At 62.2% G+C, this 23,092-nt stretch carries 21 protein-coding genes; 13 read left to right on the top strand and 8 right to left on the bottom strand.

Annotated elements, in window-relative coordinates:
* Window positions 1-398: 398 nt before the first annotated feature.
* The 9 genes from raiA to K8U03_23150 all read left to right on the top strand — a co-directional run bounded on the left by raiA (window position 399) and on the right by K8U03_23150 (window position 8,724).
* On the top strand, window positions 399-731 hold the full coding sequence (raiA, locus tag K8U03_23190) for a ribosome-associated translation inhibitor RaiA (GenBank protein ID MCE9607802.1): 333 nt from the start codon (window positions 399-401) through the stop codon (window positions 729-731).
* Window positions 732-870: 139 nt separating this feature from the next.
* The gene (locus K8U03_23185) at window positions 871-1,347 is read left to right on the top strand and encodes a PTS sugar transporter subunit IIA (GenBank protein ID MCE9607801.1); all 477 of its coding nucleotides are present in this window, start codon (window positions 871-873) and stop codon (window positions 1,345-1,347) included.
* Between the two features lies 1 nt (window position 1,348).
* Entirely contained in the window at window positions 1,349-1,639 is a 291-nt protein-coding gene (locus tag K8U03_23180; protein MCE9607800.1) for an HPr family phosphocarrier protein, read from the top strand.
* A gap of 282 nt (window positions 1,640-1,921) precedes the next feature.
* Window positions 1,922-3,676, top strand: a complete 1,755-nt coding sequence (gene ptsP, locus K8U03_23175) for a phosphoenolpyruvate--protein phosphotransferase (GenBank protein ID MCE9607799.1) — start codon at window positions 1,922-1,924, stop codon at window positions 3,674-3,676.
* Window positions 3,677-3,687: 11 nt separating this feature from the next.
* A complete protein-coding gene (locus K8U03_23170) occupies window positions 3,688-3,954 on the top strand; it encodes a hypothetical protein (protein ID MCE9607798.1) in 267 nt (88 codons plus the stop codon).
* A 179-nt stretch (window positions 3,955-4,133) separates the two neighbouring features.
* Window positions 4,134-4,910 carry a TIGR03936 family radical SAM-associated protein gene (locus tag K8U03_23165; protein MCE9607797.1) on the top strand — a complete coding sequence of 259 codons (777 nt, stop codon included), beginning with the start codon at window positions 4,134-4,136 and terminating at the stop codon, window positions 4,908-4,910.
* A gap of 126 nt (window positions 4,911-5,036) precedes the next feature.
* A complete protein-coding gene (locus K8U03_23160; protein ID MCE9607796.1) occupies window positions 5,037-6,737 on the top strand; it encodes an Rne/Rng family ribonuclease in 1,701 nt (566 codons plus the stop codon).
* Window positions 6,738-6,958: 221 nt separating this feature from the next.
* Complete coding sequence (rplU, locus tag K8U03_23155) at window positions 6,959-7,273, top strand: 50S ribosomal protein L21 (GenBank protein ID MCE9607795.1); 315 nt, start codon at window positions 6,959-6,961, stop codon at window positions 7,271-7,273.
* A gap of 200 nt (window positions 7,274-7,473) precedes the next feature.
* Complete coding sequence (locus K8U03_23150; protein MCE9607794.1) at window positions 7,474-8,724, top strand: hypothetical protein; 1,251 nt, start codon at window positions 7,474-7,476, stop codon at window positions 8,722-8,724.
* A gap of 23 nt (window positions 8,725-8,747) precedes the next feature.
* Here the strand turns inward: K8U03_23150 and K8U03_23145 are convergent, their stop codons facing one another.
* Complete coding sequence (locus K8U03_23145; protein ID MCE9607793.1) at window positions 8,748-10,055, bottom strand: acetylxylan esterase; 1,308 nt, start codon at window positions 10,053-10,055, stop codon at window positions 8,748-8,750.
* Window positions 10,056-10,354: 299 nt separating this feature from the next.
* Here K8U03_23145 and K8U03_23140 point away from each other — a divergent pair, with 299 nt between their 5' ends.
* From K8U03_23140 to K8U03_23130, 3 genes are read left to right on the top strand one after another with little or no spacing between them, the layout of a single operon-like run.
* Window positions 10,355-11,662: a PQQ-like beta-propeller repeat protein gene (locus K8U03_23140; protein ID MCE9607792.1), complete on the top strand. Its 1,308-nt coding sequence runs from the start codon at window positions 10,355-10,357 to the stop codon at window positions 11,660-11,662.
* 19 nt (window positions 11,663-11,681) lie between these two features.
* The gene (locus K8U03_23135; GenBank protein MCE9607791.1) at window positions 11,682-12,635 is read left to right on the top strand and encodes a HAMP domain-containing histidine kinase; all 954 of its coding nucleotides are present in this window, start codon (window positions 11,682-11,684) and stop codon (window positions 12,633-12,635) included.
* Window positions 12,636-12,653: 18 nt separating this feature from the next.
* Window positions 12,654-13,517, top strand: coding sequence for a response regulator transcription factor (locus K8U03_23130; GenBank protein MCE9607790.1), 864 nt, complete (start codon window positions 12,654-12,656; stop codon window positions 13,515-13,517).
* Between the two features lie 70 nt (window positions 13,518-13,587).
* Here the strand turns inward: K8U03_23130 and K8U03_23125 are convergent, their stop codons facing one another.
* From K8U03_23125 to K8U03_23100, 6 genes are all read right to left on the bottom strand, one after another.
* Window positions 13,588-14,514 carry a terpene cyclase/mutase family protein gene (locus K8U03_23125; protein MCE9607789.1) on the bottom strand — a complete coding sequence of 309 codons (927 nt, stop codon included), beginning with the start codon at window positions 14,512-14,514 and terminating at the stop codon, window positions 13,588-13,590.
* Between the two features lie 99 nt (window positions 14,515-14,613).
* Window positions 14,614-15,069 (bottom strand): acyl-CoA thioesterase, encoded by a 456-nt coding sequence (locus K8U03_23120; GenBank protein ID MCE9607788.1) that lies wholly within the window; start codon window positions 15,067-15,069, stop codon window positions 14,614-14,616.
* Window positions 15,066-16,418, bottom strand: coding sequence for a glycosyltransferase family 4 protein (locus K8U03_23115; GenBank protein MCE9607787.1), 1,353 nt, complete (start codon window positions 16,416-16,418; stop codon window positions 15,066-15,068). Before K8U03_23115 ends, K8U03_23120 begins: the two co-directional genes overlap by 4 nt.
* Before the next feature lie 49 nt (window positions 16,419-16,467).
* Window positions 16,468-17,046 carry a hypothetical protein gene (locus K8U03_23110; GenBank protein ID MCE9607786.1) on the bottom strand — a complete coding sequence of 193 codons (579 nt, stop codon included), beginning with the start codon at window positions 17,044-17,046 and terminating at the stop codon, window positions 16,468-16,470.
* Window positions 17,047-17,094: 48 nt separating this feature from the next.
* On the bottom strand, window positions 17,095-18,906 hold the full coding sequence (locus tag K8U03_23105) for a polyprenyl synthetase family protein (GenBank protein ID MCE9607785.1): 1,812 nt from the start codon (window positions 18,904-18,906) through the stop codon (window positions 17,095-17,097).
* 220 nt (window positions 18,907-19,126) lie between these two features.
* Complete coding sequence (locus K8U03_23100; GenBank protein ID MCE9607784.1) at window positions 19,127-20,971, bottom strand: squalene--hopene cyclase; 1,845 nt, start codon at window positions 20,969-20,971, stop codon at window positions 19,127-19,129.
* A 156-nt stretch (window positions 20,972-21,127) separates the two neighbouring features.
* Here K8U03_23100 and mgtE point away from each other — a divergent pair, with 156 nt between their 5' ends.
* Window positions 21,128-22,507: a magnesium transporter gene (mgtE, locus tag K8U03_23095; protein ID MCE9607783.1), complete on the top strand. Its 1,380-nt coding sequence runs from the start codon at window positions 21,128-21,130 to the stop codon at window positions 22,505-22,507.
* Between the two features lie 150 nt (window positions 22,508-22,657).
* Here mgtE and K8U03_23090 read toward each other — a convergent pair.
* A partial coding sequence (locus tag K8U03_23090) for a protoglobin family protein (GenBank protein MCE9607782.1) occupies window positions 22,658-23,092 on the bottom strand: 435 nt, incomplete at its 5' end.

The following is a 23,092-nucleotide window of genomic DNA, read 5'->3' as shown; positions in this document are numbered from 1 at the left end:
GTTGGCGACTCTGCCGCCAAGATAGCGCCTGTGTGCTCTGAGAAAGCTCCGAGGCGAGCGGGGTGCCGTCAGGCCCCCGTTGATATCGCTAGGCGGGCCAAACGGGGGCATCACTGCCCCCGCTCGCCTCGGAAGGTCACTTAAGTCGTTTCATAAGCTATAGTTGGCTATGAGAGGGTTCGTTAGCTGCGGGGCTGCCGTCGGGCTGCGGCCCGCGTTGTGGGTCGGAAGAGGGCTTATTAGAATGAGCGACTTGCGATAAGTTGTTGGTTTGGATCGTTACGCCCTCGCACGACCGCCCGACCCGTAAGCTTCGATCCAGCTCGATCTAATTTTCGTCATCAAAAGAATTTTCCGTTCTTCGTCTTCAGAGAAAGCGCATCACGGTGCAGACCAAGATCTCGACACGCCACGGCCATTTGAGCGAAGCCACCCAGGAAAAATTACACGCCAAGCTGGAGAAGGTAGTCCGGCTTTTCGACCGCGTTATGGAAATCGAGCTCACGGTCGACCTAGAGCATAAAGACAATACCCACGTAGAGTTGCGCGTCGACACCGAACACAAACACGACTTCGTCGCCAAAGAAGAAGCGGCGGATCTCATGGCGGCCGTCGACGGCGTGATCCACAAGATCGAACAGCAACTGCGGAAGTACAAAGAGAAGGTTCAAGAACATCGCGGTCCGGGCCTACGCCAGCAAGCGGCCGACGCCGGCGCGGACGCAGAGTAACACACCATCGGCCGGGCAACGGCCCGCGCCATGGACATCATCTAAAGAAGCCTCGCACCGCCACGACCTCCCCGCCGATGGAATCGTCCTTCCGTCGGTGCTTCGTCGCGAGTGCGAATCTGACCATTAGGAGTTTGGAATGAAGTTCTCCGACTTCGTGGAGCGAAAGGCGGTCAAAGCCGACCTCAGCGCTCACACGAAAGAAGGCGTGATCCGCGCCTTAGTCCAATCGTTGCTCGACGCGGGTAAGATCGTCCCGGCGGAGCAAGAAGGAATCGTCAAGGCGATTCTCAAACGTGAAGAACTCGGCAGCACCGGCATCGGCCGGGGCGTGGCGGTTCCTCACACGAAGCATGCGAGCGTGAAACAACTCGTCGGTGCGGTTGCGGTGAGCCATGAAGGGGTCGATTTCGACAGCCTCGACGGTGAGAAAGTCTACCTCTTTTTCATGCTGATCTCGCCTCCCGATCGCCCCGGCGACCACTTGCGCGCCCTCGAAAACGTCTCGCGTCAGCTGCGCGACGATTCATTCTGCAAGTTCCTGAAACAAGCCAAAACGTCCGACGAAATCCTGCATCTGCTGGACGACTCGGACAGCAACCAGTTCGTGTCGTAGGATGAGCGGATCTCCCGTCGTCTCACGTAGTTTTACGGTGAAGCTCGTCAACGGGCTGCATCTCCGCCCGTGGATGGGCTTCGTCAAACTATGCCAGCGTTACCAAGCGAAGATCGAGGTGGTGAAGGAATCGGCCCGCTGCGACGGCCGGAGCATGCTCTCGCTCTTGTCGTTGAGCGCGAAATGCGGCGATGTCGTGGTGATCGAAGCGAGCGGCGAGGATGCCGAGCAAGCGCTCACGGCCCTGATCGAATTTCTCGATGGTTACGTCGACGCCGAAGAGATGGAATAGCCGCAACGTAAGCTCGCGCGCCGCAAACAGAAGACGAAACAAAAGTCAGCGAAAAAACAGTTAGCGAAACAGGTTCGGAGGCTCGTTGCGACAGCCGTGGCTACGGTAGCCGGCCGCAACGAGACTCGCAGCGAAAACAACCAGACACAACCAACCCAAAACGAACGTCGTTCCGCGGCCGGTCGAGCAAGACCTGCCGCGGAAGCCGAGCGGTCGAGATACCGTGAGCCCCTTAGCGAGGGCTTGCCGCTTCTCCCGCCGCGTTCGTTGCGAAGGAAGCGGATGCAGAAGCTGTCGGGCATCGCCGTTTCACCCGGTGTCGCCATCGGGGAAGCGTTTGTCATAGACAACGAGGGATTTCGCATCTCTCGCCGCTTCATTGCGCGCGAAACGGTCGACGCCGAGCTCGAACGTCTGACGCGCGCCTTCGCCGAAACGCGCAGCCAAACGGAGCGCAACCGCGACGCCGTCGCCTCGGAGCTCGGCCAACAGTACGCCTCGATCTTCGAAGCGCATCTGCTGATGCTCGGCGATCCGGGCCTATGGACGGAACTCGAAGAATCGATCCGCACGCGCAACTACTCGCCCGAGTATGCCGTCAGTCGGGTCTTGCGCCGTTACGCTAAGGTGTTGCGCTCGGTCGATAGCAACTTCCTGGCCGAGCGCTCGAACGACATCGTCGACATCGAACGGCGACTCTTGCAGACCTTGCTCGGCAAGCCTCGGGCCGAGTTCACGAACCTCACGGCACCGGTGCTCGTACTCGCGCACAACCTGACGCCGAGCGAAACGGCCGGCCTCGACCGGAGCTTCGTCCTCGGCTTCGTCACCGAGATCGGCGGCGCGGCGAGCCATACCGCGATCGTCGCCGAAGGGATGGAGATTCCCGCAGTCGTCGGCACCGGGCCTTTCCTGAACGAAGTCGCCAGCGGCGACCTCGTGATCGTCGACGGCAACGCAGGGCTCGTGATCCTGCAGCCCGACGAAGAGACGATCGCCCGCTATAAGGTCGAGATGGAGCAAGATCGGTCGCGCCACGCGCGGCTCGAACGCCTTCGCGACCTCGCCACCGAAACCCTCTGCGGCCAGCGCATTCAACTGCTCGGCAACATCGAGTTCCCCTCGGAAGCGCCTCACTGTTTGGAGCGCGGCGTCGACGGCATCGGGCTCTACCGCACCGAGTTTCTCTATCTCGGCAGCGGCTCGGTGCCGGATGAAGAAGCCCACTACGAAGCCTATGCCGAAGTCGTGCGCGCGATGCAGGGGAAGCCGGTCGTCATCCGCACGCTCGACCTGGGGGCCGACAAACTCTTCGGCAACAAAACCTCGGAAGAAGCCGGCGACGACTCGAACCCGCTCGGCCTGCGCAGCATTCGCCTATCGCTGCGCAACGTGCCGCTCTTCAAGACGCAGCTCCGCGCGATCTTGCGGGCCGGCGCGCTCGGCGAAGTCAGCATCATGCTGCCGCTCATCTGCGTACTGCGTGAGTTCCGCCAAGCGAAGATGATCTTAGCCGATGTGATCGAAGATCTCGTCGAAAGCGGCGTGCCGTTTCGCAAAGACGTGCCGCTCGGCATGATGGTCGAAGTCCCTTCGGCCGTGATCATGCTCGATCAGTTCGTCGACGAGGTCGACTTCCTCTCGATCGGCACGAACGATCTGATTCAATACACGCTCGCCGTCGACCGGGGCAACAAAGACGTCGCCGACTTATACAGCTCGGCCGATCCCGCTTTGCTCCGCCTGATCGATCGCACGCTCCGCGCCGCCGAACCGGGCAACGTGCCGGTGAGCTTGTGCGGGCAGATGAGCGGAAGCCCGACGTACACCATGCTGCTGCTCGGCCTTGGGCTCAGAAGCCTGAGCGTTCCGCCGAGCGCCGTTTATGAAATTCGACGCATCATTCGCAACGTCACCATCGAGCAATGCCGAGCGGTCTCGGCCCGCGCTTTGACGATGGAAGACGCTCGCAACATTCGCAACTTCCTAAAGGAGGAATTGAAGAAGGCGCTGCCGGAAACGGTAGACGACCGGTAAAGGGCGACGTCATGGATTCGGCATTTAGTTTTGGCGACCAAAACGAGTTGGATAAACGAAAGAAAGAACTCACGGACTTTCTTGACCGGATGTTCGATAACGAGGATCGCCCCTATTTTATGGCCGACGAAGCGTGCCTCTACGACATATATGCCGGTGAGGATGCAAAGTTGAGTGAACGTTTCGAGAAGTTTTACGGAAGAAAGCTCGCACAGCAAGATTTTCTACTACCGATTTGGCTACTGCTGGATTCCTTGCCGACGAGACGAGACGTTTGACACGACGATCGACTAAATAACGTTTTAAGTTCGGACAATGACACGGAAGCCCACGACATCGACGAGACCCCGACTTCGCGACCGCTTCCATCCACGAATCACGGTTTGTTTACGTTTGATTTTTTCGTTTGATTTTATTTCGTCGGCGCCATCGGCGGCGTCGGCGACGGAACCACCTCATGGTTCGCACTAGAGTACGCATTCGTTTTCGCAAAGAGCACGACCTTCGCCTGCTGGGTCATCACGACCTGCTGCGCGCGTGGGAGCGCTGGTTGCGCAGGGCCGACGTTCGGCCGGCGCATTCCGAAGGCTTCCACAAACGGCCCCGGATGAACTATCCGTCGGCGCTGGCGGTCGGAATTTGCGGGCTCGACGAAGTCGTCGAGCTCGAACTCGAGCACGATCGAGAACCCGACGCGATCGCGGCCGCGCTGCAAGCGCAAGCCCCGATCGGTCTCTCGGTCGTCTCGGTCGAACGGATGCCCGCGGGAGCACGGTTTTCCCAACCGGCCGCCGCCGAGTATGAGATTCGTTTGCCCGACGCTTCCCTAGCGGACGTCGGTGCGCGGATCGAGCGTTGGCGTCGCACGGCCCTGCCGGCTATCGAGCCGGTGCCGCACGACCCAGCCCAGGAATCGACATCGGACACCGCACCCTCGCCCGAAGCGGCCTCGTTCTTCGCTTCGTCCGCTGCGCAACTTGCGCACGACGAAGCATCGAGCGCCGCCGCCCTGTCGGACGTCGCTGCAACCGCCGACGAACTTCTCTCCGCAGCCGAGCGGTTTCCCGCTTCGGTGCAGGAGTTGGAGTTGGTCGACGGGGTGCTTCGGATGCGCCTGAAACTCGGAGAAGCCGGAGCCGTTCGCCCGCGCGATCTCTTGACGTCGCTCGGCTTGTCCGACCTCGAACACAGCGGCTCGCGCCTCGTGCGCACCCGCGTGGAGGTCGTCGGATGAAACCCACGCGACTCACGACTTGCATTCGCCTCCGGACCCGCCGGCACTTCTCGGTTCATTCGCTGAACGCGTGCCTCGCGCAACCGCTGCGTACTCGCCACCTAGCCGACATGGAAAGTTCGCCACATGAAACAGGAAATGCTGATCAACGTTTCGCAATCGGAAGAATGCCGAATCGCGATCGTCGAAGACGGCGTGCTCGAAGAGCTCTACATCGAGCGCTCCAGCCAAAATAATTTCGTCGGCAATATCTACAAAGGAAAGATCGTCAACCTCGAGCCGAGCATCCAAGCGGCGTTCGTCGACTTCGGCGTCGGCCGCAACGGGTTCTTGCACATCAGCGACGTCGAGCCGCAATACTATCGCCAAGGGGGCCTCGACCCGACGAAGCCGATCGACGATCCCGACCTGCGCCGCTTCGACATGGCCGACGACGACGACGATCTCGACGACGTCGCCGCCGGTCCGGATGACGCGGCCGAAGGGGAAGCCGGCGCAGGCAACGGTGCCGCCGTCGGAGCCGCTCCCGCGGCCCGCAAGCGAGGGGGCCCGCGCGGTCCGCGTCCGGGTGCTCGTCCGCGCGTGAAGCCGCCGATTCAAGACATTCTGCGCCGCGGCGACGAAGTGCTCGTGCAGGTCATCAAAGAAGGGATCGGCACCAAAGGCCCGACCCTGTCGACCTACATCAGCATTCCGGGCCGTTACGTGGTGTTGATGCCCGCGCTCGGTCGGGTCGGCGTCTCGCGCAAGATCGAAGACGATCAAGCTCGCCGCACGCTCCGCGACATCATGATCGAGCTCAACCCACCGAAGGGGCTCGGCTTCATCGTGCGCACGGCCGGCGTCGATCGCTCGAAGCGCGAAATCTCGCGCGATCTCGCCTACCTGCTCCGCTTGTGGAAGGTGATCGTGCGACGAATGAAGAAGGAGACCGCTCCTTGCTGCATCTACGAAGAGAGCGACATCGTCATTCGCACGATTCGCGACATCTTCACCGCCGAAGTCGACGCGATCCACATCGACGAATCGACTGCCTTCGAGCGGGCCAAGGAATTCTTGCAGATCGTCATGCCGCGCTACGTCACCCGACTGCATCTCTACGAAGGGCGCGAGCCGCTCTTCCACAAGTATGCGCTCGACGACGAAATCACGCGCATCCACCAGCGCAAGGTGCCGCTCAAGCAAGGGGGGAGCATCGTCATCGATCAGACCGAAGCTCTCGTTGCGATCGACGTCAACAGCGGTAACTTCCGCACCGACGACAACGCCGAAGAGACCGCCTACCAGATGAACCTACTGGCCGCGCGCGAGATCGCGCGGCAGATTCGTCTCCGCGATCTCGGCGGCGTGATCGTCAACGACTTCATCGACATGCGCAAGGAACGGCATCGTCGCGGGGTCGAGCGAGCACTGCGCGATGCGGTCGAACGAGACCGCGCTCGCACGAAGATTCTCCGTACGAGCCCGTTCGGGCTCATCGAGATGACCCGCCAACGGATTCGCCCAAGCATCAAGAAGAGCGTGTTCGATAACTGCCCGAACTGCGCCGGCACGGGCTTCGTGAAGACCTCGGAGAGCGTGTCGATCGAGGTGATTCGCGCGTTGATGCTCGCCTCGCAAGAGGAAGGGGTCACACGGATTTCGGTTACGGTTTCCGACGACGTGGCGAACTATCTCAACAACCGGAAGCGGCGCGAGCTGGCGGCGTTGGAAGATCAAGCCTCGCTCGTGGTGCAAGTGTTTGGACGCGAAGGAGTTGCGCCGGATCACATGGCTTTCCAGTGTTTCGACGCGAATGCCCGCGAAGTCAAGTTTACGCTCGATTAAGCCGATCTTTTCCGCAGCCGCTCGGGGTTGGAAACAGCCCCGAGCGGAAGCCGGCATGAACCCTTCTCCCCAGCGGGAGAAGGTGGCCGTAAGGCCGGATGAGGGGCGCCCCGGTTTCGACCAGGATCCGCTCCGCATCCCCCTCGACCGCGCAACCTTCGTTTGGTAGCTTTATAGGTTTCCGTAAGTCAGATTCTCTCAAAGTAGTCGGGTTAGAGATTATGTACGCGATCATCGTCGACGGCGGTAAGCAATACAAAGTTCGTGAAGGCCAAGAAGTGACGATCGACTTTCGGGTCGACGCACAATCGGGCGATAAGCTCACGTTTGATCGCGTGTTGGCGTCGAGCGACGGCACGACGGTGAAGATCGGCCAGCCGGTTCTCGCCGGAGCTTCGGTCGAAGCGGAAATCGTCAGCGTCGAGCAAGGCCCGAAGCTGACGGTGCAAAAGTTCCGTAAGCGCAAGAACTCGAAGCGCCGCACCGGCCATCGCCAAATCCACTCGGTCGTGAAGATCGGCAAGATCACGGTCTAGTCGCCGGCAATTTCCTAGCCGGCTCCTCCTGCCCGCCAAGCGTCGCCCAGCCGTGCCATGCGCCGCTTGCGATTTCGCGAACGCGCAACACCTCGCGCCGATTTAACCTCGCCGAGGGCCGGCATCGCGCATTCTCCCGAATTAAACTGACACGCGCAAACTCTCTTGCGCCCCGCCGGTTCTTTCAGGAGCACTCCGTCATGCGCCGCACGTTGCTCACGCTCGCCCTTACGCTCAACCTCTCGCTGCCGGCTTTCGCCGCCGATAACGCGAAGCCGTCGAATGCCAAGCCGCTCGCAGAGCGACATGCTCAGGCCTCTTACATTCTGAGCAATGCCGAGGTCGAAGTCGCGGTGACGAAGACCGGCGGCCATCTGACGGCGACGTTCGCCCGCGGCACCGACAAGCCGATCAACCCCTATCATGTGAGCCCTTGGCAAACCGAAGGGCTCAAGATCGAGCCGGCGATTCTGCGCGTCTTGCGCGGCGACTTCTTCTGCCTTCCGTTCGGCGGCAACGGCGAAGCATTCAACGGCGAGCAACACCCGCCGCACGGCGAAACCGCGAACGCCGATTGGACGCTCGACGCCCAAGAGAAGGAAGGGAACATCAACGAGCTCCGACTCTCGCTCGAGCCGAAGGTCCGGTCGGGCAAGGTCGTGAAGGTGCTCTGGCTCGTCGAGGGGCAGCCCGTCGTCTATTCGTCGCATGTCGTAACGGGCTTCGTCGGTCCCGCGCCGGTCGCCCACCATGCGACCCTCGCCCTGCCGGAGAAGGAAGGGGCCGTACGCGTGTCGACGAGTCCGCTTCGTTTCGGGCTGACGAACCCGACCCAATTCAGCGACCCGGCGAAGAAGGAATACCAAGCGCTCGCGATCGGCGCGAAGTTCACCGACTTGAAGCAAGTGCCGCAACTCGCCGCCGGCGCACCCCCGGCCGATTGCACGAGTTTCCCGGCGCGCAAAGGGTTCGCCGATCTGTTGTGCGTCGTGAATAAAGAACCCGCCGCCGGCGACGAAACGCCGGCCTGGGTCGCCGCGGTCGACACGGAAGCCGGCTCGTTGTGGTTCGCGCTGAAAGACCCGAAGGTGTTGCCGACGACTCTCTTCTGGATGGAGAACGGCGGACGCCACGGCTCTCCTTGGCTCGGCCGCAACAATTGCCTCGGCCTGGAAGACGCCTGCGCCTACTTCGCCGACGGACTAGCCGCTTCGGCCGGCGACAACCTCCTGACGAAAGCCGGCGTGAAGACCGCGATCACGTTCCAAGGGGAGCGGGCGACCACGATCAACTACATTCAAGGGGCCGTGCGCGTCCCGGCCGGGTTCGACATCGTCGACCATGTCGACTTCACGCCGCAGAGCGCGAAGTTTACGAGCGCAAGCGGCAAGGAAGTCACGGTGCCGGTGAGCACCGAGTTTCTACGCTTCGGTAAGAAGGCGTTTCCGTAACGCGAAGCTTCCGGAACGGGCGCTTACTTCCCGAAGTGCCGATCGGCGAACTTGAGATACTGCTGCCAGTCGTACTCGGTTACGTCGTGCTTGCCTGTTCGAATGTGGTAGGCGATGAAATCGCCTACCGGCTGGTCGACGCCGGGCATCGCGTCGACCCCAAGGCCCGGCTTGGCGAACAACGCATACACCGGCTCGGCGTACTTCGCCGCGAGATACTCGCCGCGCGGATCGGCCCAGGTGTCTTCGACCGCGCTGGCGATATAGATCGGGCGCGGGGCCGACATCGCGACGAGCGTGTGCGCGTCGAACGGCAACTTCTCGGTGTGACCGCTGTATTTCTTGTAGTTGCCGCAGAACCAATGCGGGAACCGATTGTTGATCACGTACGTCGTCTCGCCGATGTTCCGGCGTGCGAGCGCAGCCCCTCCTTCGCCGGAGTTGTTCACCACGACGGCGGCGAAGCGCTCGTCTTCGGCCCCGGCCCAAACGGAAGCTTTGCCGAGCCGCGAATGGCCGTGTACGAGCACGCGCTTCGCGTCGACCAAGGTGTCGGTCTCCAAGTAGTCGAGCGCGCGGCTCAACGACCAGGCCCAAGCGGCGACCGCTCCCCAATCGTCGGCGAGAAACTCCGCCCGGCCCGATTTTTTTAAGTAGTAGCCGCGAATGCCGTGCTTCCAGCCGGTCGCATAATCGGGTTCGACATCGGCCCGCGAGATCGTCGCTACGGCATAGCCTCGCTTCAGCGCCAGCGGGACTTGCCAGCGACTCGCCGCCGAGCCGCGCGTCGACTCGGCCGGGTGCTCGAGCGTTTCGCTCGCGGCACCGCGCGGCATGACCCATTGATCGACGATCGTGATGCCGGGATCGGCGTCGATCGTGTGGTTGCCGTCGAAGTTGACGCCGAGCAACACCGGCCGCGCACTCGGCAGCGCATTCGGCCGATTCGGCACGTACAAGAGCAACCGAAGCGGTGGGGCATCCGGCGCGATGCGGATCGTGATCTCTTTGCGCGTCGCAAGCCCGTTCAGAGCGCGGTCGTCGAAGCTCGTCTCCTCGAACTTCATCTCCTTCGGTCGGGCCGGGCTGTGGCCGTGCATCTCCGCGCGAAACAAGTTGAGCAATTCCGGCCGCCGCTTCATCCGCCACGCGTCGGCGTCTTTCACCTTCGTGCCGTCGACGCAAGTGAGCGGATCGGGCAAGTCCTTGCCGCCGGCCAGCGTCTCATCGTAGTTCGGCGGCGGCAACGGCTCGGCGGCGCGGGCCGCAGCAGAACCGGCCACGACGCAGCTCAAGAGCGACAAGAGGGACCAACGAAATAGACGCGACATGGGCAGGCTTCCCAAAGGGGTGTGCGGATGCGATGAGGGGGGCGAGCGGAATCCCGGGATTCTACACTCTCCGAAAGTAGCAGGCACGTTCCACGTGCCGTCCGGCGCGGAACATTCTTAGCTACACAGCGGTATGGTCCCCGGATATGCATCCGGGGCTATTGAACAGACGTTTATTGAATAAGGTCGATGGAACAGGGTCGATTGAACGGAGTATTGACCCTCGCCTTGGTTCTGTGTCTGCTAGAATGGAATTTCCTGCCTAGCAGCCCTCCATTCTCACACTTGAGAATCGCCCTATGTCGCGACCGATTTCTTTCGCTGCGATCTTGTTTTCGCTCCTTCTGTCGACTTCCGCCTCGGCCGAGAACTGGCCCTGTTGGCGTGGCCCGCGCGGCGATGGCACCAGCACCGATGCCAAACTGCCGACCACCTGGAGCGACACCGAAAACACGGCCTGGAAGATCCCGTTGCCGGGCATCGGCCATTCGTCGCCCATCATTTGGGACGAGAAGCTGTTCGTCACCACCTGCCTCGTCGACAAGGGAGACGGCAAGACCCCGACCGATCGCCTGCTCCTCTGCCTCGACAAGAAAACCGGCAAAGAACTTTGGCGGCAAACGGTCTGCACCGCGCCGCTCGAAAAGAAACATACGCTCAACAGCTTCGCCTCGGGCACCCCGGCGACCGACGGCAAAACCGTCTACGTCACGTTCCTCGAAAGCGACAGCGAGGACGAGAAGAAGAACCACGGCCGGATGGTCGTCGCCGCTTACGACTTCGGCGGCAAGAAATTGTGGACCGCGCGGCCCGGCGAGTTCTCCAGCCAGCATGGGTTCTGTAGTTCGCCCGTGTTGTTCGAAGACTTGGTGATCGTCAACGGCGACCACGACGGCAACTCTTATCTCGTCGCGCTTAAGCAAGCCGACGGCAGCGAAGTGTGGAAGGTAGCCCGCGAGCATAAGACCCGCAGCTATTGCACGCCGATCGTTCGCACGTTCGGCGGCCAACCGCAGTTGATCCTCTCGGGCAGCAAGAGCGTGTGCAGCTACGAGCCGCGCACCGGCAAGCGCATCTGGAACATCGACGGCCCGACCGAGCAGTTCGTCGCCTCGATGGTCGACGACGGGAAGTTCTTGTTCATGACCTGCGGCTTTCCGGATCGACACATTCTCGCGATCAAGCCTGACGGTAAAGGAAACGTGACCGACACGCACATCGCTTGGCGGACGAAAGAGAACTGTGCGTACGTGCCGTCGCCGATCGTCTGCGGCGAATACTTGCTCGTCGTCGCCGACAACGGCATCGCGAGCTGCTTCCGCTGCGCCGACGGAGAACGGATGTGGAAAGAGCGGCTCGGCCCGGGCCATAGCGCGTCGCTCATCACGGCCGCCGGTTTGGTTTACTTCACGTCCGATCGGGGCACGACGACGGTCGTGCGACCGGGCCCGAAGTTCGAAACCGTCGCAACCAACGATCTGCGTGAAGATTGCTTCGCGTCGCCGGCCGTGAACGAAGGACGGTTGTTTCTCCGCACGGTCGGGCACTTATTTTGCATCGGTGCCGGAAAGCCGACGGCCGGCAGTTCCGCTTCGAGTTCCGAGTAACACGCGGTCGGCGACCTTTATGTTTCCACGTCGTTCGCTCGGCTGGCCGATTACGCTCGGCGTCGTGATGATCTTGCTGATCGTCGCGCTCTTCATCGGATGGGTCTTCGCGGCAATGGTCGCGGCGAAAGTCGACACCTATTGGTGGGCGATCCTCGCCGTCGGTGCCACGTTTCTCGGGCTCGTGCTCGTCGGCGTCGTGCTGTATCTCATCATCTCGATCAAAGAGATCAACCTCAACCAGCGGCAGTCGAACTTCATCGACAGCGTGACGCACGAACTGAAGTCGCCGCTGGCGTCGCTCAAGCTTTGCCTACAGACACTCAGCCGGCGGCAACTGAGCGAGCAACAGAGCGCCGATTTCCATCGCTTCATGCTCGACGACCTCGAACGGCTCGACACGCTCATTAACCACATGCTCGATGCCGCGAAGCTCGACCATGCGAAAACCGAAAGCGGCGAGTTGGTCGACGTCGACCTCGCGGAGATGCTCGCCAACAGCGCGGCGATCGCGTGTCGTCGGCATCATGCGCCGCCCGAAGCGATCGCGCTCGATCTGCGGCCGGCGATCGTGCGCGCGCGGGCCATCGACGTCGAGATGATCTTCCGCAACCTGATCGACAACGCCGTGAAGTATGCCGGCACGCCGCCGCAGGTCGAAGTCGACGCCTGGCCCGACGGCCGCGGGCATGTGATCGTGCGCGTCGCCGACAACGGCCCGGGGATTCCCTTGCAGTTTCGGAGCAAGATCTTCCGCCGCTTCTTCCGACTCGGCAGCGAGCTCGAACGCTCGAAGACCGGCACCGGCCTCGGACTGTTCATCGTCCGAACGCTCGTTAAGCGGCTCAAGGGAAAAATCGCCGTTTACGGGCGGGGTTCCCGAGCCGGAACCGTGTTCGAGGTGGAGTTGCCGGGCCGGGGCGTCGAAGAGACGACCGCGGTGCGCGAAGGCTCGAAGGCGGGCAGTGTGTAGTTCTCGAAGCGCGATATAATGGGTCGGCGCGAATTGTCGGCGCCGGCGATTTCGAGAATCCCATCTACCACGGCCGTGTCCATCGCATCTCTCAAGCAAATCCTGATCGTCGAAGACGAAGAGCATTTGCGGCTCGGAATTCGTTACAACCTCGAAGCCGAGGGATACGAAGTCGCGGCGGTCGGAGATGCGCCGGCGGCGCTGAAGCTGCTCGACGACCGGCCGCTCGGGTTCGACTTGATCGTGCTCGACTTGATGCTGCCCGGCATGAGCGGCTACGCCTTTTGCGAATCGATCCGCGAGCAAGGCTACGACATGCCGGTGCTGATCGTCAGCGCGCGGACGTTGGCGGAAGATCGGATCCGCGGGTTCGACGTCGGAGCCGATCAGTATTTGCAGAAGCCGTTCGACCTGGACGAGCTGATCAGCCGCGTGCGCAACTTGCTGGCGCGGAGTTCGCGATTCACCCCCGCTTCGCTCCGCAAGGGAGACCTCGACGTCTACGAGTTCGGGCAGGCGAAGATCAACTTCACGACGTTCGAGGTCTGGGTCGACGCGAAGCCGATCCGCCTCACCGCGATGGACATCAAGCTGCTCCGGTACTTCATCGAACACGAAGGGAAAGTGGTTTCGCGCTCGGAACTGCTGACCGCCGTGTGGGACCAACCGGCGACCCTGACGACGCGCACCGTCGACAACTTCATCGTCCGACTCCGAAAATATTTCGAGCGCGACCCGGCTGCGCCGCGCCATTTCTTGAGCGTGCGTGGGGCCGGCTATCGCTTCATCGCCACGGAAGAGCCTGCCGCTGCGGGCAAAGACGACGACGCGCGGCCGGCCGATGATCGGAGCGTCGAGGATGAGCCGCTGGGGGGATCGTAGTCGGTTGGGCCGAAGCGCGGCGGTCGCGAAACCGCAAGCGATGGATAGAGAACGGTTAGGCGATGGGCGATTAGGTGAGAGAGAGGAGCGCCGTTGCGCCGAGGCCGTAGAACGTGTACTCGACGTCGGTCGCCGAGTCCCAGACTCCGCCGAGGAAGCCGCCGCCGGGGAGCTCCATCGAACGGACGTACTCGCGCGCCGCGTCGACTTCGATCGCGCCGAGCAGGCCGAGATCGGCGAGCGTAAGGGTCGCGGTGAACGTGCTTAAGACGTCGGCGACCGGAATGCGGGTGTTGGCGCGGAAGCCCCCGTCGTCGGTCTGTGCGTCGAGCAAAAAGTCGGCCAGAGCCGTGCGGGTCGGGTCGTCGTAGCCGTCGAGAATGCGCAACAGCGCGGCCGCGGCTGCCGACGGGTTCGTGCCGCTCTTCGTCATCGGGCCGATTTCGACGAAGCCGCCGTCGGAGCGACGGCGCGAACGAACGAACTCGACGATCCGCGCAGGCTCGACGATCGGCCGGCCGATCAACTGGTTGCAGATGACGACGAGAAACGTGTGGTACGTGCTCGACGATTGCCCTTCGTCGGTCTTCGCATAGCCGCCGTCGGCCCGACGAAACCGCTCGACCGCCGCGGAGACTTGCGCGCGCCAATCCGGATGCACGGCGGCGAAAACATCGATTTCGGCCGACATTTCCAAGAGCATGCCGCCGTAGACGAGCGACAGAAAGTCGACGATCGGCGCCGAGCCGCTGAGCCGGGTCTTGAGAAACTCCGCGGCACGCTCGGCGATCGGGCCGTGCAGCTCGCCGGTCATCGCGAGCCCGCGGAGCGCGAAGCCGGTGTAGTACAAATCGCTCGCTCCTTCACGACCGGCGAAGCCGCCGTCGGGGCGCTGCTGCGACTTGAGAAACTCGGCATGCCGCGCGCGCGTCGCTTCGGGCAAGCGATCGATCCCCTGCGCTAGCCGGAGCGTGATGTCTTCGAGATAGGAAAGCATGAGGAAAGTCAAAAGTGAGAATGCAAAAGGCAAAACGACGGACGAGTTTTCTCTCTTCGTTTTACATTTTGCATTTTTACTTTTACCTTCCTATCTCGTTTACTTCTTCGGGTGACTCGTCAGCTTTGCGCGGATCTCCGCCGGAATCGCGATCCCCTTCGGCGGCTGGTCGGGCTCGATGCGGCAACAGACGGCCGTGATTTCTCCCTTCGCCACTTCGCGTCCGTGGTTGAGGAAGTGGAACAAGAAGGTCACGCTTTTCGCGCCGATGCGGGCGAGCGTCACTTCGATCGTGACGACGTCTTCGAACTTCACGGCGCTCGAATAGTCGCACTTCGCGGCGACGCGCGGCCAGCTGATCGCCCCTTCGGCGTCGCGCATGAAGACGCTCAGCCCGCGGCGGCGAAGGAACGTATGCTCGGCCTCTTCCATGTAGTTGAAGTAGGTCGAGAAGTGGGCGATGCCGGCCGCATCGGTGTCGCGAAACTCGACGCGCCGTTGAATGCGGTCGGGCTCGGCTCGGCCTTCGTCCGCTCCGCGGATATAGTCGTTCATGAAATCGTCCGATCGGATGAGATGACGGGCCCTTGGGTTTCCGACTTACGCCGCGCGTGAATGTCGATCATGCTACGATAAAGCGCGACGGTCTGCTCGGCCATCCGGCGATCGATGTAACGGTCGTGAACGGCGGCATGCCCGCGCCGGCCGAGATCTTCGCGCAGTTGCGGCCGGCGGATGAGCGTTTCGAGTTTCATCGTGAGATCCGCGATGTTCTCCGGCTCGAACAACACGCCACCGCCCGTATCGTTTACCATCTCGGGATACGAGCCATGCGCCGGCTGCACGACCGGCACGCCGTTCGCCATCGCTTCGATGATCGACAGTCCTTTGCTTTCGCGATACACGGCCGGCACGCTCATCACGTCGAACGAATGCAAGATCTTGATCTTTCCCTCACGGTCGGGTTCGCCGGCGTAATCGAATTTGTCGGCCAAGCCCCATACGGCGAGCTGCGCACGGAGGCGGTCGAGATACGGTCGATCGGCTGCGCCGAGATACCCGGCCGCGCGCAAGTGCAGCGGCGGCAGATCTTCTTTCTCGTTCAACAAACGAAACGCTTCGACCAAGAGATGCAGCCCCTTCTCAGGGCAGATGCGCGCGAAGTAGCCGATCGTGAGCGGCGCACCGGAAACGTGCGGCGGGCGATGCGTATGGCCGTCGAGCTTCAAGCCGTGCGGGATGACATGCACCCGCTGCGGATCGATGTCCATGTACTCGATCATGTAGTCGGCATAGTAGCGATTGAGCGCGGTGAAGGCGTCGACGTCGCCGGCCCGATCGCGGAGCAACTTCCGCGTTTGCTCGTAGTACGGCGGAATGAGCTTTTCGAGGAAGATATCTTCGCCCGAGAGGGAGCAGAGGATCGGCACACGTAGCGCGCGGCGGATCGGGCCGGCCATGCCGATGAGCATCGAGTTCGACAAATGCACCACGTCCGGCTTTTCGGTCTTCAGCCATTCGATGACCTTCGTCAGTTCCTTCTTCTGCTTGCCGTGCTCTCCTTCGAGCATCGAGACCGTGAGCGGGCCGAGCTTCTCGGCTTGCACGCTCGACGAAAACTTACTGACCCAATTCAACAGCGCGGGAGAATCGAGCAGGCGATCGAAGAACCAAGGAGTGTGGCGAAAGATCGCCGACTTCTGCTGGAGGAAGACGTTGATGCCGCCGTACATCATCGGCGGAAGCCGGCTGACGTTCGCCTCATCGGTCCGGAGCGGCGTGTAGGTCGGCACGAGCAACACATCTTCGCCGAGCCCGATCATCGCCGCGGCGAGCGTGTTGTCGTGCAGGCACATCCCGCAATACATGCCTGCTGCACCGGCGGCTAGATAGACGATCTTCATAACAAGCGGCTTAAGATGTTCCGGGCCGATTCGCGTTTGCGGGGAAAGTTTATTCTACCAACGGAGCCGAGATTTCGAGCAACTCGATCGCCGGGGCATTCTCGAAATCGATCATCGCCGTACGGCCGTACACGACCGGACATGCGCCGATTTCCAGGCCCCGCCGCATATCCGGCCCCGGCTCGATGCGCCATAGGGCGATCAGCCGGACCTGCATGAGCACGCCATGCTCAATCAGTACCCGACCGAGCGGAGTCTGCTCGGCGAGCACCAGCTCGCGCACGTCGGGAGCCAGAAAGTCGAGGTTCAGGCGCACGATACCGAACTGCACGATCCGACCGTCGGAGCGGGTGCGCAAGCGGATCTTGCGAGCATAGCGGCGCTGGTCGGTGCGCCGTTCCAAGACCTCGACATCGACCTTGCTCTCGTGAAACTTTTCCATCGTCACGGTCATGTGACTTTGATGCGCCAGCAACTCGCGATAGCCGGCCGGCAGATCCTCGGCCGCGACGCGCTCGAACTTGCCGAGCTCCGCAGCAGGCACCGCCGCCGCAACCACGGCCGATGCGGTCGCGTCCCGGGGATAAAACAATGCGGCGAGCGTACTCAGATCGGGAGTTTCAGGCACGGAGGCGGGAGGGGCAGGAGGTGGGGAGAAAGCTCGACCGCATATTTTTTAGGGCATCGAGATCACGGTCAGATTCGGAATCGCGCTCTCCGCGGTCGGGCGTTCGAGCACCGTGTCGATGAGGTAGTACAACAGGCGGCGTAAATCTTCCGACTCGACGACGTCGGCGATTCCTTCCGCCCGCTCTTGGTATTTGTCGACGAGCGTGGCCGCCTTGTCGAAGACGCCGGCCGCTTGCAAAAGCTCTGCGCGGTCGAGGTCGTTCAGCCCTTCCAGCGCGAGGGCCCACAACACGGTCGGTCGTCCGCCGAGCACATCGCCGCCGGCGACGAGCTTGTTATGGTTGTCGTCGCGCCAATCGTTGAGATCGTTCAAGATCTGAAAAGCGACGCCGAGATGGCGAGCGAATTGCGTCGGCCACACGACCGACGCATCGAGCGGACCGGCGAGCCGAAGCCCGGAATAGAGCGCCGCTTCGAAGGCCGGCGCAGTCTTCAGGGCATAAATCTTTAAGGCGTCGAGCGGGGAAAGCTGCTTTTGCAAGGAGTCGCGCCAGAGCAGTTCGGCCCCCTGCCCTTCGCTGAGCTTCATGTGAGCATCGGCGAGCCGATCGAGAATATCGGCCGCGGCGTCGGGCCCCATCGTGCGCGCGTCGCGACTAATGAGCCGATAGCCGAGCCCGATCATATAGTCGCCGACGTTGATCGCCGTGGCGGTGCCGTATTTGCGATGGACGGTTTCTTCGCCGTAGCGGTATTGGTCGTCGTCTTCGATGTCGTCGTGAACGAGCGAGGCTTTGTGAAACGTCTCGATCGACAACGCAGCCCGCTTCACGTAGTCGGGCAGGGTCGCAAGATGTGCCGAACCGTCGGCCGTGCAACCTTTGCCGGTGGTTAAGGCATCGTAGACGGCCAGCGTGATGAACGGCCGGGAGTGCTTTCCCCCTTTGGCAAGAAAATCGTAGGCGATGGCTTCTGTGCCCGCGATCGGATCGACGGCCGAGATCCCGGTGAGCCCATCCTTCGTGGCGTCGGCCAAGCGCGGGCCGCCGCGAAGCCGGGGGACCAAGCGCTCGAGCTCCGTCGGGTCGAACATCCCGGCGGCCGCGCGCATGAGATGCACATACGACTTCGTCGCCGTCGCGGGTGCCGTCTCGCGCTTCTGCACGATCTGCATCACCCAATCTTCGTCGACGCTCGTATTGCGGCAATCGCTCGACAAGAGCGGAATCGCCATGCAGGGAATTCCGGCCAGCAAGATCTTATCGATCGCCTTCTCGAGCACATTCAGGCAAGCGACGCCGACGATCGCGTCGACATGCCCCCCGACGATGATCTTCAGCACGATCGGCGAACCTTCGGCCACGAGCACCTTGTAACCGAGTTGCTCGGCCGCGGCGCGGAAATCGGCGATGCTGCACGCGCCGCATTTTTTGCAGTCGAGGCCGTAGTCGTCGTAGTCGGCCGGGCACCCTTCGGCGTGCTTCAAGCAATGCGGCAAGAGAAATAGCCGTCGCTCGAACGGCACCGCCGCGACCTGCGATTCCCAAAACTCGCTCGCCATCATCACCATCAGCCAGCCGACGTACCCTTCAGGCAAGCCTTGCCGCGCGATGATTTCGCGCGTGATCGCTTCCAGTTCGTCTTTCGTGATCGGGCGGCTCTTGTCGAGCTTCGCCGCCGTCTCGCGACAGACCGTCCGGAGCGATTCTCGTTCTTCCTTCGTCGGCGGCACGACCTTGAGATGGCTGGTGTTGCGCCGCTTCGACTTGCGAGCCGCCGCGTCGGCGACCGCTTCGCCGTTGCCGGGACTGCCGTTTAGGGCGCTGCCGTTGATTGCATCGACGTTGTGCTTATGCACGACCTGCCCGTTCGGGTGCGACGACGCATCGTGCGGGAGTTCGGTGCCGGAAAGGTGCGCGGGTGCCGTAGCCAAGATGCAAACTCCGCAGTGCAGGACGGTGGGTTAAACGAGACGCCGAAAACCTAACCGCTCGGAAACCACGGGGTTAACCGTGTGCGAGCGAAAGTTTTCCGCGTCGGGCTGTGCCGGCAGCGTCGGAGCGACCGGGAGCGAGTTTCTAGGGGGGAGGCAACGCCATTCGTGCGACCGCATGTCTTAAGGCCGACACGGTAAAGACCAACGGATACAGCTTCTCATAATACCACAACTTGGCGAAGTAGAAACCGATGGGAGAAGCTTGGCGAAACCGGCCGGACTCGACCCCCTCGATCAGCCAATTCAACCCTTTTTCCAGCGCTTCGCGCAACTTTTCCGGCGCATCGAAGGAAATGCCGTTTTTCAGCGAACACTCCGCCAGCAAAGCCTCGACGACGACCGCGGTTTCCTCGACGCTCGAACGCCCTGCCTCTTCGTTCCGACTTCGCTCTGCCGGCTTCCGGTTATTCCCTTCGCCTCCCCAGCCGCCGTCGGAGTTTTGTTGCGAAAGGAGATAGGCGATGCCCCGCCGGGCTTCCGGCGTCGGCATGCGCTCGAGGTCGCGATAGGCGAGCAGCACGCGCGCCGTGCCATAGAGCGGGTTCTCGTCGTCTTCGCGATGCTGATTGCCGAACCACAGCGGGAGCCAGGAGCCGTCGGGGCGTTGCTGCTTCGCGAGGTAGCGGAACCCGCGCTCGACGGCAATCCCTTTATCACGGCCCCAAGCCTTCAGGGCTCGCAAGACGTGCGCAGTAAGATCGGTGCCGCTCCGGTCGAACGGCAGCATGCCCCACCCTTTGCAAAAGGTCGGCCAACCGCCGTCGGAGTTTTGCAGCTTCAACAACCAATCGAGCCCTTCCCAGGCGATCGACCATTGATTGTCGTAATCTTCGATCTCGTCGATAGGAATATCCGACAGCGCCAACACCGCTCCCGGCGTGTCGTCCGCATCCGGCAGCGCTCCGCTCAGATCGCTCCAGCCCCAGCCGCCGGGTTCGGCACCGGTGAAAGGATGCCGTTCGCGGTGCTGGCAATCCGCGACCCATTGGATCAGCTCCGGCGTCAGATACGTGCCGCCCGTAGTGCCGTCACTCTCGAGGCTATACTCCAGCGCGTTGATCGCCAGCGTCGTCACCCAGGTGGCGAGGTTCGTATCGATCGGCCAGCTGCCGTCGGGCCGAACCGTTTCACAGAGAAACCGCAGCCCTTCTTGGGCTACGATGTGATCGTGTCGGCCGATGCTCGCGAGGCTCATCACGACGAAGCTCGTCAACGGCGCGGCTTCCAGATAGCCGCCGCCGCTCGGTTGCATAGCGCGCAGCACTTCGAGACTCTTGTTGACCGCGCAACCGCGCAGCCAACGAATCACAGGGTTCCACGGCTTCCGAAAAAAATAGCGCGCCTGCCCGATCGCCACGAGCGCGGGGATCGCATAGCTGACGACCGGCAAGCGCGCGAAGCGATACCACGCTTGCGGCAAGCAAGCCAGTTCGAACGGCAACGGCGACACCTCGCGCCACTCGACGAGGCCGGCCAAGGCGCAGTTCGTGAGGATCGGCACGGCGAAGGTTTTGTCTTTGCCGTAGCGCCGCCGAAGCCCTGCGATGCCGCCGCTTACGGAGATGTAATTCTCGGCCCGTTCGAGCGCCGCGGCATACCGCTGTTGCGCGCCGGCTAGATGCAGCGCGGCGCGCACGAGCATCGTCGTCGCGATGTTCGAGAAGCTGCGATCGGTATCTCCCCAGCCGCCGTCGGCGTTCTGACAACGGGCGAGCCACGGCAACGCGGCGTCGATCAAAGCCGTGTACCGCCGCTGTTTTTCCGGCTCGACATGCCGCCGCGCAATCGCCAGCGCGCTCACTGCCGTTGCCGTACTCAAGGCCGACGACGACAGTTCGCCGACCCAATGCCCGGCCGGAGTGCGCTCCGCCAGCAGCGCCTCGCGGGCCGCAAGATACGCACGTCGTAGTCGGTCTTGGTCGATCATAGACCGTGATAATAGACCGTGACGATGCTGCGATCCATCCTACAATCGGACTCGCAGCGACTGGAGCGGTTACTTTGCTTTCCGCGAAATCGCAAGCGAGGGAACGATCTCCGATGCGCCCCAAGACCTAACGACTTTTTCTCGTGAGAGTTCCGTATGTTGGAAGACTTGATCACGCCGGACATTTGCGAATTGCTCGACGAAGGGAAGCTCGCGGAAGTTCACGAGATTCTCGACAGTTGGCTGCCGGCCGATCTGGCGGCGATCGTCGTAGCGCTGCCGACCGAGAAGCGCAAGACGTTGGTGGCGACGTTGAACCCACACGTTGCGGCGCAGGTGTTCGCGTACCTCGATCCGCTTCTGCAAGAGACGTTGATCCATCAACTTCCGGAACCGGTTATCGGCGGCATCGTGAACGAGATGTCGCCCGACGATCGGACGGCGCTTTTGGAATATGTCGCCCCCGAGCTGCGCCATTTGTTGTTGTCGCTGTTGGTGCCCGAGCATTTTAAGGTAGCGCAGAGCCTGCTCGACTACGAAGAGGGGACGATCGGCCGGCTGATGACGCCGGAGATCATGGCTGTACGCCAAGAGTGGACCGTCGCGCATGTGCTCGACCATGTCCGCGCTCACGGACGAGACAGCGAAACGCTGAACGTCCTCTACGTCGTCGACGAAACGAACACGCTGTTGGACGATATTCGGATCCGAGAGTTCCTGTTGGCTCCGCTCGACAAGCACGTGAGCGAGTTGATGGACAACCGGGTCGTCGCGCTCGTCGCGACCGATCGGAAGCAAGGGACGATCGCGCTGTTCAAAAAGTACGATCGGGTCGCGCTGCCGGTCGTCGACGCGATGGGGAAACTGCTCGGCATCGTCACGGTCGACGACGTGCTCGATGTGGCCGAAGAGCGCTCGACGCAGGAAATTCAGAAGTTCGGCGGCTTGGAAGCGCTCGAGGAACCGTACGTCAGCACGCCGCTCTTACAGATGGTGCGTAAGCGGGCCACTTGGTTGGTGATTCTGTTCGTCGGCGAAATGCTCACGGCCACGGCGATGGGATTCTTCGAGGGAGAGATCGAGAAGGCGGTCGTGCTCGCGCTGTTCGTGCCGCTGATTATCTCCAGCGGCGGCAACTCCGGCTCGCAAGCGGCGACCCTCATCGTGCGCGCGCTGGCGCTCGGCGAAGTGACCCTTCGCGATTGGTGGATGGTGATGCGTAGGGAGTTCCTTTCCGGCGCGATTCTCGGCGGCATCCTCGGCTCGATCGGCGTGTTGCGGATCGCGCTGTGGAGCGCGTTTTCCGACGTCTACGGCCCCCACTGGTTTTTGATCGCGCTCACCGTCGGCATCTCGCTCGTCGGCATCGTGCTCTGGGGGAGCCTGTCGGGCTCGATGCTGCCGTTTCTCTTAAAACGCTTAGGGCTCGACCCGGCGACGTCGTCGGCGCCGTTCGTGGCGACGCTCGTCGACGTGACGGGGCTCATTATCTATTTCTCGGTCGCGTTCGTGATCTTGCGCGGGACGTTGCTGTAGATAGATCGATAGCGGGGCGCCCCTCATCCGGCGTCTGCGCCGCCACCTTCTCCCGCCGGGAGAAGGGTTCAATACGGAGGACGTCCCATCAATCCTTCTCCCGGCGGGAGAAGGTGGCCGAAGGCCGGATGAGGGGCGCCCCACCGCATGCTACGCTGCACGTGTTGCCGCGGTACTTTGATAATGTCGATTGATTAAGTCGTTTTGCAGCCAGAGCAACTTGCCGAAGGCGCGCTGCGTGGCGATCTCCGTCGCGCGGTCTAAGCCGAGAGCGAAGATCGTCGCCATGAGGGCGTCGGCGACGAAGCCGAGCAGAGCGTTCATCTGGACGAGCGGGACGTCGAGCGTCTTGCTACCTGCCTTCGGGGTGTGCATCTTGCCGACCATGTCGAGATACTCGACCAGCTTGCCGTCGTACGGTCGTGTGACGAGCGAAGTGAGGTACCGGCCGAGATGTTGTTTGCGAAACTCGATCTGCGCAGCGTCGAGCGTGAGCGTTTCGATGCTCGTCGGCACGACCCCTTCGTAGCCCGACTGGCGAGGGACGAAGTGCCGCTTCGTGGCATCGTAGCCGAAGAGCTTCAC

This window comes from Planctomycetia bacterium (genome assembly GCA_021413845.1).
GTDB lineage: Bacteria > Planctomycetota > Planctomycetia > Pirellulales > PNKZ01 > PNKZ01.
Note: the sequence above shows the minus strand (reverse complement) of the source record. Positions and strands in the feature narration are given on the sequence as shown.